This window comes from Serratia sp. Ser99 (genome assembly GCF_024519545.1).
GTDB classification, from domain to species: Bacteria; Pseudomonadota; Gammaproteobacteria; order Enterobacterales; family Enterobacteriaceae; genus Serratia; species Serratia liquefaciens.
Window position 1 is genome coordinate 241,249 of record NZ_JALJRT010000005.1, and the last position, 17,680, is coordinate 258,928.

The 17,680-nt window shown below is 57.2% G+C and carries 6 protein-coding genes; all 6 read right to left on the reverse strand.

Annotation, left to right across the window (positions count from 1 at the left end):
• Positions 1-7,967: hemagglutinin repeat-containing protein (locus NR114_RS12860; RefSeq protein WP_256824836.1), on the reverse strand; the 7,967-nt coding region annotated here is incomplete at its 3' end.
• A gap of 26 nt (positions 7,968-7,993) precedes the next feature.
• Complete coding sequence (locus NR114_RS12865; protein ID WP_256814154.1) at positions 7,994-9,667, reverse strand: ShlB/FhaC/HecB family hemolysin secretion/activation protein; 1,674 nt, start codon at positions 9,665-9,667, stop codon at positions 7,994-7,996.
• 287 nt (positions 9,668-9,954) lie between these two features.
• Complete coding sequence (gene tldD, locus NR114_RS12870) at positions 9,955-11,400, reverse strand: metalloprotease TldD (protein ID WP_046372542.1); 1,446 nt, start codon at positions 11,398-11,400, stop codon at positions 9,955-9,957.
• Between the two features lie 14 nt (positions 11,401-11,414).
• Positions 11,415-12,269 (reverse strand): deaminated glutathione amidase, encoded by an 855-nt coding sequence (gene nit1 / locus NR114_RS12875; protein WP_256814156.1) that lies wholly within the window; start codon positions 12,267-12,269, stop codon positions 11,415-11,417.
• Positions 12,266-16,081 carry an AsmA2 domain-containing protein YhdP gene (gene yhdP / locus NR114_RS12880; protein WP_256814158.1) on the reverse strand — a complete coding sequence of 1,272 codons (3,816 nt, stop codon included), beginning with the start codon at positions 16,079-16,081 and terminating at the stop codon, positions 12,266-12,268. The genes nit1 and yhdP overlap by 4 nt, the downstream gene beginning before the upstream one ends.
• 105 nt (positions 16,082-16,186) lie before the next feature.
• The gene (gene rng / locus NR114_RS12885) at positions 16,187-17,656 is read right to left on the reverse strand and encodes a ribonuclease G (RefSeq protein WP_020832068.1); all 1,470 of its coding nucleotides are present in this window, start codon (positions 17,654-17,656) and stop codon (positions 16,187-16,189) included.
• Between the last annotated feature and the right edge of the window lie 24 nt (positions 17,657-17,680).

Here is a 17,680-nt window from a genome sequence, read left to right on the forward strand (position 1 = left end):
CGAATAACCACGCTACCGCCCGACACCGCAGCCTTGGTCGTGCCTTCTGCATGCCCTTTATTGCCCGCGCCGGAAAGGGCCGCGCCCGCCAGATTGGTCAGCAGATCTGACCCCACCGGGCCGCCGCTGCTGATGCTGCCCCCTTGATGCTCGGCCTTGAAATCCGCCTGATTATGGATATCACTGAAGCCCAGGGTGCCGGTATCAAGACGGTTTTTCTCTGGCGCGGCAGTACTGGCGATGACCGCGCCGTCCAACTGCGTATGCTGGTTAACCTTAATATCATAGCCGCCCTTGCCGGCAAATATACCCGTTTGTTCCTGCACGCTGTCATAATTGCTGTGCAATTTGTCACGGCTCATACTCAGACTCGCCGAGCCGCCAGCACCGAAGATAGCCACACTGACACCACCACTGACGCTGCTTTGTTTGGCGTCATAGTTGTCGCTATCCTGCTGGCTTTGCATTATCAGGTTACCGGCGGTATCCACCTCCACCCTTTCGCCACTGATTTGTGCCCCTGACAAAAGGGTATCCCGGGTACTGCGCATTGACATCACGCCACCGGTGTCTATCGTCGTCTCAGTCCAAAACGTTCCATCACCATGCTCACTGCCCTGGCTTTTGTTGGCATTGGCGAAGACGCTCAATCCCGTCTGTTTTCCCACACCAATGCTGACGCCGATATTGCCGCCGCTGCTCTTGTTACTTCCTTCGGTCTTCTGAGTATTGGCTGCGCCCAACAGCAAGATGTCACGCTCGGCGGCCAGAGTGGTGTTGCCCGCCACTTTAAACTGACTGCCGACAACGACAATGTCACCGCTGTCAGCAGTATTGCCCTTGCCGGTTGCAGTCACCTGCATATTATTACCGGCACTGAATGTTGAACCGGCGATGCTCGTTTGTTCCTGATGCTGTTTCGACGACGATTTCTGGCCGCCAAGAGAAATACTGATCCCCACCATGCTGCCTTCTTCAGTATCGGTATCGCCGACTTTTGCCAGTCGACCCGCCTGAGCGGCCTGCACGCCGGATAATGCCGCTTTGGCCCTCTGCAAGGCAGCCAGTCGACCGTCGGTCTCCTGCTTTGCCTGTTGAGCCGTTGTCACCGCACTATTAATCGCACTGCCCACCGTACCGGACAGCGCCAGACTCAGGCCACTCTGTTTCTGTTCGAAGGCTTCGTCACGACGACGAATATCCTTACCCGGGTCGATATGGACGCTATCCCCCGTCACCGACAGGTTCTTATCCGCAATCACATCTGCGCCACTGATATGCACCTTGCCGCGCGCTTCGATATCCACGCTGCCGCCGGTCGAACCTATGGTGCTGACGCTCTGGCTTTGGGTAGTGCCATCTTCGTTCAATTGATGACGAGAAGATTTACTGCCGATGGTCACGCCGATGCCGCCGCCGCTGAACACGCCGCTGGTTTTTTTCTCGTTCAGCCGGTAAAGGGATTGCTCCTCGGTGGCGGCAAAAATATCGATGTTATTATCGGCCTTTAATGTGACCTGGCCGTCCCCCACTACCGTCGAGCCCCGTACTGTCAGGTCGTTACCGGCGTTGAGTAAAACGTTGTCGCCACTCAGTACCGTTCCTTTCTCATGAGTCGCGTAGTCCTCCTCCACCGTATGGGTGGTGGTTTTGGACATAAATCCTTTTTTGACCTTAGTCTCTTCGAAGAAGCTGTAGTCACTTTCAGCTACGCTGTCCACCACGATATTACGGTCGGCGTTAACCACCAAATCTCCACTTACCTGTGCCTGCGTACCCTCGAAGATGGCATCCTGGCCAGCATCAACGCGCAAACTGCCGCCGGCGATTTCGGTGACCTGTTGGCGTATGGACTCCTTCACCCGCTGCTGGCCGCCGCCGTGGCTTGCCTGATACTCCCGGTTTTCCACGCTGTTAAGATTTACGTCTCGCTTGCCACTCAGTAGGATGTCGCTGTCGCCCACCAACACCGCCCCCTGCGAGTTCAAATCACGCTCGGCATGTAGCGTCATATTCCCACTACTGGTGATGATGCTGCGATCGGCACCGCTGCTGATGCGCTCGCTATTACTGGTTTTATCAATGGATTCCGTGCGATTAACAAGCAGGTTGATATCACCCGTCGCCTGCAGATTCATCGTGCCATCAGAGGCGATCCTCGCGCCGATAACATCGATATTTTTGTCGGCACGCATGATCAACGCATCTTCTGCGCTGATGACAGCAGTATCGCCAACTTCTGTACGCGACAGGGACAACGTCTGGCCGCCCTGAGTCCCTGTGGCATCCCACTGGCGAGCCTGAGTTTTATTGATAATGCTGCCATCCAGACTTTCAATCGCGACCCGCTTGCCGCTGATGGTCGAGCCGATATTGCTGATATCGCCAATGGCGCTGAGCTGCAAATTGCCGTCGGCGTCGAACAGCCCCTGGTTAAGGTTGCTGATAACCGTTTTACTATTAACGTTGAGCCGTTCACCACCTTGTAGCGAGCTGCCGTCATTACGAATACTGCCGCCGTTCAGGTTAACGATATTGCCGGTGATCACGCTGCCGTTGAGCTGGGCTGCGTCACCTTTGGCCAAATAGAGTTTTGGCGCCAACACCGTCTGGCCGTTGATCGTTACCTTCTCCCACCAGACGATGCTTTTATCCAACTGCGCAACCTGGCCCGGCGTCAGGCTAACGCCAAACTGCAAGTTCAGGCCGCTCTGCGCTTGTGCGGCGTTGTCGATCAACTGCTGCATCTGCGCCAAATCGGAGCCGATACCGTTGAGATAGCGCTTGCCGGTCTGGCTGAGCATGGCGTTGCTGATATAGCGGGTATCGAACGCCGCATTCCCCAGGAACCGATAGTCGTAGTCCGGATTAAGTCGCAGCCGATCGAGGAAGTAGGCCGAACCGATAAACTGTTTTTCATCGGTAAAACGGCGGTCGTTTTCACGCGGAGCGGCACCCGGCTGTTGGCCCAGCATGGCGTAGAGATCGTTGAACAGGCTGTTATCCAACTGCCCCAGGCCGTCCAGTTTCGGGTTGGTGGTGATCAGGTATGGGCTATTGGGATCCGCGCTGACGACAAAACTGCCGCTATCCCCGCCCGGCAGTGGGTAGTCCGCCAAGGCTACGGCGTTATTACCCAGCGAGCCCAGGGCCGCCTGCAGGTTATCTTTCCACTCCGCTGAACCGAAGGCAACGCTCTGATCCGCCGCCAGATCCTGCTGTTGAACACCGCTGATAGCCTCCGGCTGCTGCAGGCTGTCCAACGTTGGTCTAGCCAGGGTATGGCTCAGGCTGCCGGCGTTCGGTGTCACCATGCTGTTGCTGATATCGTCGGTAAAACGGACGTTAACGGCACCACCGGCCTGGATCACGCTGCGATAAACAGCGGTGTTTTCGTTCTGGTACTCTGGCTGTCCGGTTAAGCGGTACTGAATGGGGGTATTGACGTTATCACGGATGTAATTGCCGCTCTTTTTGAAGTCAGCCAACGAGCGGTGCTTGTCGAAATCATACTGTGCGATTTCGCCGTCATAACGGTAATTCAGGTATTTATTCTGGCTTCCTGCCTGGGTGCTCTCATTATTCAGCGAGCCACCACCCAGCGAAATATCACCATTGGCCAGCATGTCGCTGGCAATATTGTCAAAACGCGTAATGGTGCCGACAATGTCCTTTCCTGCGGCAATTCGCCCAGCGCCCCCGTTCGCAGTGACGGTTACGCTGGAGGATTCAACCAGGATCTTTTTATCAACGGCAGGCGCTTTAGGCGCTAAATAATAGTAATCATCAACGGAACCGTTGCCATGCCCCATGCTGCCGCCGGTGCGCACCGTTTTGATGTAATAACCGAGCTCGCTTTCAGCCAAATCCCCCAGTTTCATATTGACCAGCGTCTGGCCATTCCACAGCGGATCTTTCGCCGTCGTCTGCTTTTCGGTGCTCACCGACCAGCCATCACGCTGATTGAGCAAATGCGCGGTGTTGATCTGAATATTGCCATTTTCGGTCTCGATGGTGCCGGAGGTGTTGACGATCTCACTGTTGGCATTGCCGGCCGCGTCTTTTTGCATCCACAGGTTGTTGCCCGCCAGGACGTCGCCACGCTGGTTAGTGATACGTTCCGCCAACAGTTGCACATCGCCACCGCCGTACAACATGCCGATGTTGAGCAGATGGTTAGCCGCGCTCAGCAGCAAATTGCCGGCGGTACCGATAAACCCGTTATTATTGATGTCGCCACGGCTCAGCAACTGTACCCAGCCACCCGACTGCAGACTGGCGGTGCTGGTTTGCGTGATGCCGGCGGCTTCGATCCGCACGTCGCCGCTTCCGCCGCGCAGGGTACCGGCATGGGTCAGTTGGCCAGCGCTACGCACATCGATGCTCTGGCCCTGGAGGGTACCCAGCAGCACAACATCGCCGTCGCTGCTCAGGGTCAGCTTTTTACCTGCCGCCAAAGTGCCATTCTGGGTGAAGGCTTCCTTTAACGTCAGCGTAATATTGCCCAGCGCCACCAGTTGACCGTACTGATTCAGCAGGCTGCTCACCAATGTCGCATCGCCACCGCTGAACAGCTTGCCGTTCTGGTGGTTATCAATCTGCCGCGCGTTAACGCTCATCTGGCTTGTCGCCAATAGCGTGCCGGTATTATCCAGGCTGCCTGTCTGCAGCGTTAAATTGCCGCCCTGCAGGGTTCCCATATTATTCAGAACATCGAGCGTAAACCGGGTATCTCCGATACCGCTCAATGTGCCGCTGTTATCCAACCGGGTGCCCCTGAACGTCAGGCTATTGGCCTGCAGCCAGCCGAGGTTATTCAGCGAAGGCGCTTGAAGATCCAGTGCGCCGCCGACGATCATTTTGCCTGAGTTGATCAACTGGCGATCCAACCGCAATACGCTGCCGCCATCTCCCTGCAGATCCCCAGCGTTGTTTAGCTCTGCCGCCTCTACCCGCAGGGTTCCCAGGCTGCGCACCGTGCCACCAGCCAGGTTATGGAATATGCCACTCAGCTTGGCCTCCAGATTTTTCTGCCCCTGCAGCCTGCCGGTGTTGGTCAGTTCAGCGGCTTTTAACGTCAACTCGCCCGTCTGTACATGGCCCTGATTGTTCAAGGTCTGCGCCGTCAGATCCGTTTTCCCACTGGAGAAGATCTTGCTGCTGGTTTCCGTCTTGAGGCTGTCACTGAGATCCAAATGGACCCCTCCCGTGCCCGCCTGCAACACGCCTTTATGATCCAACTGCTGAGCCGCCAGCCTGATGCTGTCGCCCTGCCATACTCCGTCGTTTTCGACTGTCGCCGCCCCTACCGTCAGTTCCCCTTCGCTGAGCAACTTGCCGCTTACTGTGTTGTTCAGATCCTTTTGCAACTGCAACGCCAACTGCCGTAGACCAATCAGATTGCCGCTGTTGTTCACCGTGTTGGCCGTGACGGTGGTCGCCGCACCCTGCGCTTCCCCCTGATTGCTGATGCTGTCGGCCGAAAGCTGTAATGCGCCTTCGCTCAATACCTTGCCGTCGTTTTTCAGCGTGGCAGCCGTCAGTTTCAGTGGCCCCTGGCTCAGCACTTGCCCACTGTTGTGCAATGTCTGTTCAACCGTTGCCGTCAGCCCATTTTCCCCCAGGGTACTGCCAGTGTTGGCCCAACCTTGTACGCCGATATCAATGTTCTGTCCCTGTAGCTTACCGGCGTTATTCAACTGTTCCCCCTGCAGCGCCAACGCCCCCCCGGCCAGCACTCGCCCTGCCACGCGGTTTTGCAGATCTTTTGCTGTAATCTCCGCCAACCCCTTGGCCTGTATCAGCCCACTGTTCTCCACGTCTTGCGCCGTGAGCTTCATGCTGTTGGCCGCGAGGGTGCCGGTATTGTTCAACGTTGGAGCCTTTAACGTCAGCGTATTGTCCGCCACCAGCTTGCCCTGGTTGTCCACCTTTTCACTAAAGCTCAGTTCCACTCCGGAGGCGCCGATCTGCCCGCTGTTGATCAGGGTAGTGCCATTCACCGTCAGCCGTTTGCCGGCCAGCAGTTCGCCTTGTTGATCGAGCCGATTTACCTTCAGCGTGAAGCCATTATCGGCCTGCAGATGCCCTCGCTGGCGCAGTGAACCACCGCGCCAGTCAATGTTAAGTGCGTTGATTTGGCCGCTGTTATCGGCCGTCGCAGCGGAAAAGTTCAAATTCCCCAAGGTGTTAAACACGCCCGCCAACTGCGCATCCTGCGTAATTTTTAACGCCATGCCCTGTTTGGCCTGGGTGCGGGCGCCTGCGGTGGTCGACAAATTCTGGCTGTCCATCGTCAGGGCGAGTTCGCTGGAAAGCAGCCCACCCAACCGCACGTCATTAGCCTGAATGACAATATCGCTATCACTCAGCAGCGATGAGCCTGCAACTGTGCTCAGTATGCCGCCGTTGAGGGTGATGCCCTGTTTGCCGCTGGCGCTGCCCGCCAGCAAGAATTCCCCGGCCTGTACGGTTAAGAGGCCATCTGCAGACAGGGAACCTGCCACGTTAACCTTGTCGCGCACCCGCAGCTCAAGGTGCTGCCTGGCCCCGATGGCCCCCTGGTTATCGACGCTTTTGGCCGTAATCCGCTGAACACCGCCCGCTTGCAACTGCCCCCGGTTATCGAGCCGTTCGCCGATCAGCGTCTGCGTGCCCTGTGCCTGTATTCGCCCGCTGTTGTCCAGGCCCCGTGTCTGAATGTGGCTGTCGCGGTTGGCGGCCAGCTGGCCGCTGCTGCTGAGGTTATTGGCTTGCAGGTGCAGATCGCGCCCGGCGGTCAGAACGCCCTGCCAGTCGCCGTCACCGTTAAGCGTCATATTGATGTCACCTTCGGCAGTCAGGCTGCTGTCTTTAACGCTGCTCAGGCTGCCTGCGGTCAACTGCAGTTTGCCATCAGTACTGGCTTTGCCTGCCTGCAATTTGCCTGCGGCGGTAAGCTGCATATCGCCTTTGGCGTTCAACGCGGCCTTGTCCAGGGCCAGTTCACCCCGGCTGTTCAGGCTCATCGCCTGGCCGGCCTTATGGTTGCCGCTCAGCGTCATTCCTGCCGCCGTAGCATTCAGGCTCCCCTCTGCCAGCGTATTATTCAGCCGCAGTTGCCCATTGGCATCCAATTGAATATCGCCCTCACGCGCGTTGAGGTTACCGAGGTTGACCCCAACGCCTTTTTCACTGGAGACCAGGTGGATACGGTTGGCGTACATGCCACCAAGCGCACCAGTATCAATCGCCACCTTGGGCGCGTCGCTACTGCCTTCAATCGCCGTGGCCTTGCCGGTAGCATCTACCCGGTTGGCCCCGAGCGTGATGCTGAGGTCCTTGGCGTGCAGTTGCGCGTTAATCTCGGTTGCGCGGGCGATCAAGGCAAATTTTTCGCTCTTGCCGGCGTCCAGCCCGTTACCCTGAATGGTGATTGCCCCCTGGGTGACTTCCAACGCCTGCAGCTTGCCGTCAGCACCCAGCACCGGCTTGCCGGTCGTCAGCGTCGCGTTGGGGGTATTGATAAAACCGCAGCCGTCGCAGGTGATGCCATAGGGGTTGGCTACCATCACGCTGGCCTGCTTGCCCGCGACCTCCAGGTAACCGCGCAGCTGTGAGGGGTTCGGTGCCACCACCTCATTGATGATGCCCTGCGCTTCCCCGCCGGCCTGCAGGTTGGGGTTGTTCTGGATCAGCCCGCCAAGCTGGCTCTGATTGAGCTGGCCAGTGGCGTTGTTGAGGATCGTCCCCTCTTTGCCAACGTTGAAATCGTTGTATTTGTTATGCGAAATACCAGCCTGGTTCGGCGTGGCGATATTGATCACCGGCACACCATTGGCGGCCTGATCCACTCGGGTATTGCCTTCGGCTACGTTAATGCCCTCGGCCAGTACAGGCAGCAACGGTTGCCCCGCCAGCAATGTGCACAGGGTATAGCTCAGCAGGCGCTGCGTGGTATTAAGGTTTTGATTATCAATATTTTTCATCCTTGAAACCTTCCTGTGCGTTAGCGTTAAATAACGATATTGACCCGGTAATAGACCGAAACACGATCCGGTTTCATTCCATCCGGGTAAGCCAGTGGCCAGCCGACGGTCAGTTGACTGCTGAAATAGCGGCTACGGCTCCCCAGGCCCAGGGCGCCGCCCCACAGCGTCCCCGAGGCATTGGCATCCAGCGCGTCACGGTGCAGATAGCCGCCGTCTACCGCCGCCATGGCGTTAATACTGCCGACGTACGGCAAGGTCACCAGCGCCCGGTTAACTTCATTACGCCAGTAGCCGCCCTTGTCACCGGAAAGATACTGCTCCTTGAAACCACGTACAGAGCTCTCACCACCGATGGTCAGACGTTCGCTCCCGTATAAGCGGTGATTGCTCCACTGGCTGTACAGGCTGGTGAGGTAAGTCCAATCTTGCGCCAGCGGCAGGTAGTAGCTGCCGGAAAGCGAAAGTTTATGAAATTCGGCGCGAGGGGCTTCCTTGATTTTGCCGCTGTCGTTCTCTGCCCCGAGCCACGGCACCCCGCGGCTGTAAGCCGGGTTCAGGGTGGCGAAACCGCCCAACAGCTTTTGGCTGTGGCTAACACCCAGCGTCACGCTGGTCAGTTTGCGGCTGCTGCTTTCCAGCCGGGTGTCATTGAGATAATTGCGATTGATGCGGTGCGTGACCCCCAGCGACAGGCCGGTTTTCATTTCGCCGTCACGGAACAACACCCGCGAAACGCCCAACCGATGGGTCTGGCTGTCACCGCTGGAACGCCAGTCAAAGCCCTGGTTGTTGAGGGTAGCCAGGTAGTCGCTGTAGGAATAGTTGTAATCCAACGTCCAGTAGCCGTAAGGCAAGCTGAGGCCGGCCTGCACGCTGCGCGCATTGTGATCGTTGGCAAAATCGCTGCTACGGGCACCGGCGACAAACCATTGATCCGCCAGCCCCAGCAGGTTATTGCCGGTCAGCGATCCGTTGATCTGACCGGCACCGGTACTTTTTTGCCCGCTGTTGTCAAACCCTGCCCCCAGCGTCAGAGGAAACTCAGGTTTGGCGCTCAGATTGACCACCGAGTAACCCGGCCGGCTACCCGGCAGAATTTCTATCTGTACCGGCTGCTGACGCAGTCGGTTGATCTGTTCCATGCCTTGTTCGATATCACGCAGATTAAGAATATTGCCCTGCAGGCCCGGGAAGGCCATTTTCAGCATGCGATCGTCTCGTTGCTCCAGCAGAACGTTCTCCAGCTTGCCCTCCAGCACCAGCAACCGCAGCTCGCCGCGCGACAGATCCTGTTCGGTCAGGAATGCGCGGCTGGTGATATAGCCACGGTTGATATACCAATCGGAGATCTGCTGCACCAGCGTCTGGACTTGGCCCAGATTCAGACATTGCTGCAGATAAGGCTGCGTGAGTTTACGTTGTGCACTGGCGGGCAGATGAGCCGCGCCTTCCAGCCGGATATGGGTGATGCTAAAACAAGGTCCGCCAGCGTTGGCGTTGGGTGTTGCAGGGGTCGGCAAGGCCGGCGTCAGGCTACGTTGCAGCTCCTGCCGCTGCTGCTGGTTTTGCTCCAGCAATTCGCGCTGCTGTTGTTGAATGGTGTCACGATCTGCCGGGCTAAGCAGGTTAGCGCCCGCCGCGGAGGAAAAGAAAATGCACAGCAAAGCTGTCGAAAGCCGTTGAGTCACTGAATCCATTCAGAAGATCATCCGTGTGTTTTTTCAGCATTTTAACGACGGAAGGAAGAATGTAACAAGCTGTGAATCATTAGCTGGAGAGGCAATTAGGGCAATCGATACAGAAAGCTCTTAGGGAAAACCGCAGAAAATAGCTTCAAATAGTTAAATCTAATTTATTGATTTACTGAGGCTGGGAAAAACAGTGGATCGCTCTTAATTTAAGCAAAGCCAACTCATTGCCGTTAATGCGATGCAGGCCGCAAAATGGCGTTTGATAGGGGCCGGGATCCGGCCCCAGGAGACGGTTACGCGGTACCGCCAACGGTCAGGGTGTCCAGCTTCAGGGTCGGTTGGCCGACGCCCACCGGCAGGCTTTGCCCCTCTTTGCCACATACACCAACGCCTTTATCCAGCGCCAGATCGTTGCCGACCATTGAAATCTGCTGCATCGCCTCGATACCGGAGCCAATCAGCGTAGCGCCTTTCACCGGTTTGGTGATGCGGCCATTTTCAATCAAATAGGCTTCGGTGGTGGAGAACACGAACTTGCCCGAAGTGATGTCCACCTGACCGCCGCCGAAGTTAGGCGCATACAGCCCGTACTCGACGCTGGCGATGATCTCTTCCGGCGTCGACTTACCCGCCAGCATGTAGGTATTGGTCATGCGCGGCATTGGCAGGTGCGCATAAGACTCGCGGCGGCCGTTACCGGTCGGTGCAACGCCCATCAGGCGCGCATTTAGCTTATCCTGCATGTAGCCTTTCAGGATGCCGTTCTCAATCAGCACGTTGTACTGACCCGGTACGCCTTCGTCATCGATAGCCAGTGACCCACGACGCCCTTGCAGAGTACCGTCATCCACTACGGTGCAAAGCTCGGAAGCCACCAGTTGGCCCATCTGACCACTGAACACCGACGTACCGCGACGGTTGAAGTCACCTTCCAGGCCGTGGCCTACCGCCTCATGCAGCAGTACGCCTGGCCAGCCTGCGCCCAACACCACCGGCATATTGCCCGCCGGCGCCGCAACGGCAGACAGGTTGATCAACGCCATGCGCACCGCCTCTTTGGCGTAGGCATCGGCGCGAACGTCACCCTCGACGATTTCCAGGAAATAATCATAGCCAAAACGACCGCCGCCGCCGCTGGAGCCGCGCTCACGCTTGCCGTCTTGTTCCACCAGCACGCTGACGGACAAACGCACTAAGGGGCGCACGTCCGCCGCCAGGGTGCCGTCGGTAGCCGCGACCAGGATCTGCTCATATACGCCGGTGATACTGGCGCTGACTTCCTGTACGCGCTTATCGGTAGCGCGGGCCACCTTATCAACGCGATGCAGCAAGGCAATTTTTTCTTCACGCGGCAGGCTTTGCAGCGGATCAAGCAGCGGGTACAGCGCCTTATGGCTGATTTCGCCCAGGGTATGTACCTGGCCGTTGCCCTTGTCACGTACGATGCTGCGCGCCGCCTGAGCGCTCTGCTGCAAAGCGTTCAGGGTGATCTGATCGGCATAGGCGAAGCCGGTTTTTTCGCCGCTGACGGCGCGCACCCCGACCCCTTGATCGATATTGTAAGAACCATCCTTGATAATGCCGTCTTCAATCACCCAGGCTTCATGGTAGCTCGACTGGAAATAGAGATCGGCATAATCGAGGCGGCGTTCTGCCAGTTGCCCCAGGACGGAAAACAGGTCTTGGTGGCTCAACTTATTCGCAGCAAGTAACTGCTCACTGACAAACGTCAGGCTCATAATTTTTTCACTCTTTAATGGAGGAGTTTTTTTTCAAACGGCGCCGTCAGCGACATCTGGAATCTGTTGTGTTGCAACACCGGCATCTGCTCACGAATCGTTTTGAGGCCGGTAGTGTCAACCCGCACTTTCAACGCCGAGACCGCATCCGCGTTTTCAGCCAGCACCTTGCCCCAACCGTCTACCGCCAGCGAGTGGCCCCAGGTGCGGCGAGTCGGGCCATGGCTGCCGACCTGCGCCGGCGCCAGGATCACACACTGGTTTTCAATCGCCCTTGCGCGCAGCAGTATTTCCCAGTGCGCTTCGCCGGTCACGCGAGTAAAGGCTGCAGGCACGGAAATCAGTTCAGCGCCCTGCGCTCGCAACGCCTGGAACAGCGCCGGGAAGCGCAAATCGTAGCAGATGGTCATGCCAAGCCGACCGACCGGGGTATCCACTACCGTGAGCTGTTGGCCATGTTGATAGGTGTCCGACTCACGATAATGGCCGTGGGAGTCGTTAATGTCCACGTCGAACATGTGCAGTTTGTCGTAACGCGCCCGGATCTCGCCCTGATCGTCAAACAGCAGGCTGCTGGTAGTGATAAGCGCAGGATTTTCGCGGCTGACCAGCGGCATGGAACCGACCAGCAACCACACGCCATAGCGTCGCGCCATTTCACGCACCGCGTTTTGCAACGGCCCGTCGCCCTGTTGCTCCGCATGCTCACGATAGGCCGCAGAGTTGGCGAACAGCAGCGCATTCTCCGGCGTCATTACCAGTTTTACCCCGGCATTGAGCTGCTTAATCTGCTGTTCAATCTGGGCCAGGTTGTCACGCACCCGATCGCCACTGCACAACTGTAACAACGCAACGTTAGCATTTCTCATGACGCCTTATCCTCCTTTGGCTTACGCAACACCTCATTGATCTTCGGCTGATCCAGGCTGCCGCCGATATGGTAACGAATCAGCGAAATCTTGTTCCACAGCGGCCCCAGCACTTTGGACGCGGCAAACACCGCAGCACCGACAATCGGGTTAATCACGAATGCCGTCGCCACGCCGACGGTGGCTGAAATTTCCGGCGCCACCACCGCTTCCATATCAATCTGCCGACGCGCCAGGTCAATTTGCCCGCTCATGGCAATATCCGCTGCCAGCCCGTCAACCAAAAGGTTATCGGTATGCATTATGCCATCTTTCAACCACGAGGTGCTGCGGATGGAGTCAAAGTAGAAGCCTTTGCCAAAGGTATCGCTGAAATCGAACTGTAGCTTGCGTAACAGGGCATCGAAGCTCACCAGACGCAACAGCTGGCCGGCACGACCGCCGCCCATGCTGTCGATTTCGCCCTTGCCCATATTAATTTTCAGCGCGCCACTCAAGGTGTTCAACTGCGGTTTCCACGGCTGGCCGCGCCAGTAGAGATCGAAATCGACGTCATAAGGTGCACCTTTCAGCGGCGTGGTGATGCCAAAGAAAGCCGCAGTTTCATCAATTTTGGCACCCAGCAGTTTACCTTTCAGCGAGCTGCGCTCTTCCTGGGCATTCTGTTTCCATAAACCGCTGGCGGTCATGCGCCCTTTGCCGGTATCGACTAACCCGTGCGTCAGCAGGAGGGTATCCCCCTGATTGGTTAAATCCGCCTCAACCTTGCCGAGGTTCTGCCCCATCACCCAGCACGACTTACAGCGCAGCATCAGCGACGGCCAGTCGCGGAAGGAAACCTTGTCTGCGGCCACCTGCGCAGCTGCGGTCGCCGTCGGAGTGCTCTTAGCGGCGTCAAACTGCGGGTTGTAATAGAGATAATTGATATCGGCGCGCCACGGCCCCCGGTCCGCCACCCGTAAACTGCCATCAACCTCATCGCCCTTGGCGCTGACCAGCGTGGCCCCCAGCTGCTTCTCTGCCGACAGCGTCAACTTATGCCACGCCTGACCGCCTAGCAGCAGCTGTGGCGTTTTTAGTGCGACGGTGGTCGGGAAGTTAAATCCGCCCACCTTGCCCATACCGCCACTTTGTTTCAGCGCCGGTGCCATCAGGCCCAGCCATTTCTCACCGTCCAGCGGCGGCAGGTTCAGCGTCAGCGATTTTCCGTTCGGTAACGGTGGGGTTCCACTACCAGCGGTTTGCCAGGCCGCCCGTGCCAGCGTGACCTGCTGTTTGGCGAAGGTCCATTCGCTGTTGAATTTGTTTTGTTTGCCAGCACTGCCGGTCAGCATGAATCCATTCAGGCCACCTTTCACTTTTACGCTCAGCGGCAATGGCTCACCCGCCGGTTTATCTAATGGCGAAGGTAAGTGACTACTTACTTTCTTAAGGTCCGCATCAACGCCAATGTCATAGCTGGCCGCGCCCTGATGAGGCAAGACAATAGCCACTTGGCCTTGCCAAGGGGCGCTGCCGCTCAGTGCATCGCTCACTTCCTGCGGGATGCCAGGGAATTTGCCCGGCTGCCAGTCAGCTTTCAGGCCAACGTTGACCTTGTAATCGTTTTTCCCTTCCTGAGTGTTGAAATCCACCGCCACCGGCTGTCCAAACCAATTGGCAGACAGGGTATCGCTGCTCAGGTTGCCGTTATCAAAACGGAACTTGCCGCTGACCTTTTGCAGCTCACTGTCGATAGGCTTCACCAACAGTGAGTTATTGTTCAGTGCAACTTCACCGGTGGCGCGCACCAGCTCGCCGTTCAAGGGAATATCGAGGTGTAAGCGCCCACTGACATTACCACCAATCTGCAGTTCGTCCAGGGCCGAGCCCAATGAATCGTGCAGCGGAGTCTGTTTGAAATAGTCATGGATTTCCCCCCCCTGGCCCGCGACCTCGGCATCCACCAACAAACGCTCTTTCAGGTAGTCCGGAATGACGGCGCTGACATTTTTGCCATCGACTTTACCCAATTTGGTTTGCGGAGCATTCATCCACAGCCCTTCATTGGCGAAGTCGAGATCGATAGCCAGATCGGTCAACGCCGGCCAATCCGGTTGGAACTGGAAGGTGGAATGACGCAGCGGGACAAACACCTCAAACTGACCTTCGTTTTTGCGGTATGGGAAATGCTGCGGATCGCCGTTGTAGATCAGCGTGGCGTTATCCACCTGCCCACCCTGGATGGCGCCGCTGAGGTAATCCACCAGATGCTTGCCCATCAGGGGCTCAGGGAAGTAGCGCCAGGCGTCCGCGCCATCGTACAGACGGATACCCGCCAGAATATTCAGCCACGGCTCGCCTTTGGCCGGCTGCTGATAGCGGAAGTCACCGTTAACCCACAGCGATTTGGCTTTCACATCCAGGTTTTGGCTCGCCAGTTCCCAGCCCTGGTCATTATTCTGCCAGGTCAGAGCCCCTCGCGCGCTGCTGATTTCCAGAGGTGCCCGGAACATATCGCCATACGGCAAGGTGCTGTTATTGAGATCAAGCTGCAGACGACCATTTTCCACACCGCCACTCAGTGCGCCGGAGAAGTGATTCACGCCGGGCAACAGTTTCCAGTGCTGCCAGCTGACATCCTGCCAAAGGGCCTGGAAACGCGTTTTTTCCGGTTGTTTCAGCGGGATATCCAACGCCAGCGCGTTGACCTTGCCTTGCGGCTGCAGATCGTTCCAGCGATCCAACACGTCCGGGCTGAGGAAAGAGAAGGTCGGCAGTAGCGCGGCCAGGCGCTCAAGCTGAATGTCAGTGGCGCGCACGCGCAGCTCTTCGGTTTGCCCTGGGCCCAGGAACTCGGTGTTTTCCGGCAACCACAGCGCAGACAGCTTACCCTGTGGCCAGGCCTGACCGTCGGTGGCCAGGTTCAACTGCGGAACGTCCACCTGCCAGCCGGTACCCTGACGGCTGAGCGTCAGCGCCAGGTTGTCCACGTCGAGCCGATGAGCTTGAGTCCCCACGTTCCAGTTGGCCGCCCCCTGTTTCAGTAATGCACTGCCGGTGGCGATTTCACCATTTTGGATCTGCAGCCAGGCCGCCAGACTGAAGTCTGCGCTTTCCAGCCCGGTATTGGCACGCAGCCAACGGGTGAACCAGGGCTTCATATCGATATTGTCGGCCTGCATATAGACAGTGCCGGTATTCAATAGCCCTTGGTTATCACGCAGATCCATGCGCAGTTGCACCACACCATGCTGACCGTTCAGCGTCGACAGGCTGATCTGCCCTTCTGCCCGGTGACGATCGCGGCCGTTCAGCCAGGTCAACTGCGGGATTTCGAATTCGGCACGCGCGCCGGCGGGCGTCAGGAATGAGATGCGGCTGTCGCGCAGGTCGAAATGATCCAGCTGATGCAGCAGCAAATCGGTGATTTTACCCGGTTCGATGGTGCTACCCTGGTGCTCATCGCCGCCCAGCGTGGTGTTAAGATCGAACTGGAGTTGGTGAAAGGTAAGATCGCGGAACTGCCAGCGCAAATGCAGCAGCGATTGCCACACGTCCAGCGCCAAGGTCACGCGTTCAATCTTCAGATTGCTTTTGGGCAGCGTGGCGCGCACGTTGCGCATTTCAAGCTGTGGGCCAAAAGTTTCCCAACTGCCCTGGATGAAATCGACCTGTACGGGCACGCCGGAGAGGCTTTCAACCTTTGCCAGTAATTGAGGGCGATAGTTGTTCAGTTCAGGCAGCGCCAGACGCAGCCCGCTGATCAGCAACGCCACGATGACAATCAGAGTGGCGCCTGTAGCTAACAAAATCCCAGGCAGTCGCCTCACGCAGTTCTCCTTGCTTCCGCTGCCTGGCAACGGGAATATCTATGCACGATGGGGCTCAGTATGCTGAGCCCCACTCATGTCTGACTTTAGCCACCAACGGGCGAACTACATCATGACAACGTCAAATTGTTCCTGGCTGTATAAAGGTTCGATTTGTACCTTCACCTGCTTGCCCACAAAGATTTCCACTTCGGCCAGCGCATGGGACTCTTCGCTTTTCAGCGCCTCACCCACCGCCGCGGAGGCGTAAACCAGGAAACGATCTGAATCATAAGCATGGTGCACGCGCACAATTTCACGCAAAATTTCGTAGCACACGGTTTCCACTGTTTTCACCGTGCCGCGTCCCTGACAGGTAGGACAATCGTTACACAGCACATGTTCAATGCTTTCCCGCGTACGTTTACGCGTCATTTCCACTAAGCCTAGCTGAGAGAAGCCGTTGATCGTGGTTTTTACCCGATCTTTACTCAGCGCCAGCTCCAGCGAATGCAACACCCGACGGCGATGTTCTTCATTATTCATATCAATGAAGTCAATGATGATAATGCCGCCCAAGTTGCGCAGCCGCAGTTGGCGGGCAATGGCCTGGGTCGCTTCGATATTGGTATTGAAGATGGTTTCGTCGAGATTGCGGTGGCCGACAAAGGCGCCGGTATTGATATCCACGGTCGTCATCGCCTCGGTCTGATCGATGATCAGATAACCGCCGGACTTCAGCTCGACCTTACGCTCCAGCGCACGCTGTATCTCGTTTTCGACGTCGTACAGATCGAAGATTGGCTGGCTGCCGGTGTACAGCTCCAGCTTGGCGGTGATATCCGGGATGTACTCACCGGTAAACTCCACCAGCAGGTCGTGGGTCAGGCGGGAATCCACGCGGATCCGGTCCAGCGCCGCGCCGGCGAAGTCACGCAAAATGCGCTGCGCCAACGCCAGCTCACCGTATAATTTGTATTTGGTCTGGTTGCGTTTTTTACGCTCCATCACCTTGGTCCACAGGCGTTTGAGGAAAGCGGCGTCCTGCGCCAACTCTTCTTCGCCAATGCCTTCAGCCGCGGTGCGGATGATAAAGCCGCCCAGCTCATCACAGTAACCGGCCACCGCTTTTTTCAGGCGATCGCGCTCGGCTTCACTTTCTATACGCTGCGAAACGCCAACGTGCGCCGCCCCTGGCATAAACACCAGGTAACGCGAAGGCAAAGTGATGTCGGTGGTCAGGCGTGCGCCCTTGGTACCGAGCGGATCTTTCACCACCTGAACCATCAGATCCTGTCCCTGGCGCACCAGTTCGGCAATGTCACGCACGTGGAAATTTTTCTGCTCATCGCCGGCGACACATTCCGTGTGCGGCATGATATCGGAAGCGTGCAGGAAGGCCGCTTTATCCAGGCCGATATCGACGAATGCCGCCTGCATGCCCGGCAACACGCGGCTTACGCGCCCTTTATAAATATTGCCGACGATGCCGCGCTTGGATTCGCGTTCGATATGGATCTCTTGCAGGATGCCGCCATCAATATAGGCAACCCGCGTTTCAGACGGTGTGATATTAACCAGTAGCTCAGCTGTCATGCCTTCTCCTCAGAGCCGGTCGAT

Coding starts and splice junctions, on each gene's coding strand:
- NR114_RS12865 (WP_256814154.1), bottom strand. CDS start 9,667: ATGGATTCAGTGACTCAACGGCTTTCGACAGCTTTGCTGTGCATTTTC.
- tldD (WP_046372542.1), bottom strand. CDS start 11,400: ATGAGCCTGACGTTTGTCAGTGAGCAGTTACTTGCTGCGAATAAGTTG.
- nit1 (WP_256814156.1), bottom strand. CDS start 12,269: ATGAGAAATGCTAACGTTGCGTTGTTACAGTTGTGCAGTGGCGATCGG.
- rng (WP_020832068.1), bottom strand. CDS start 17,656: ATGACAGCTGAGCTACTGGTTAATATCACACCGTCTGAAACGCGGGTT.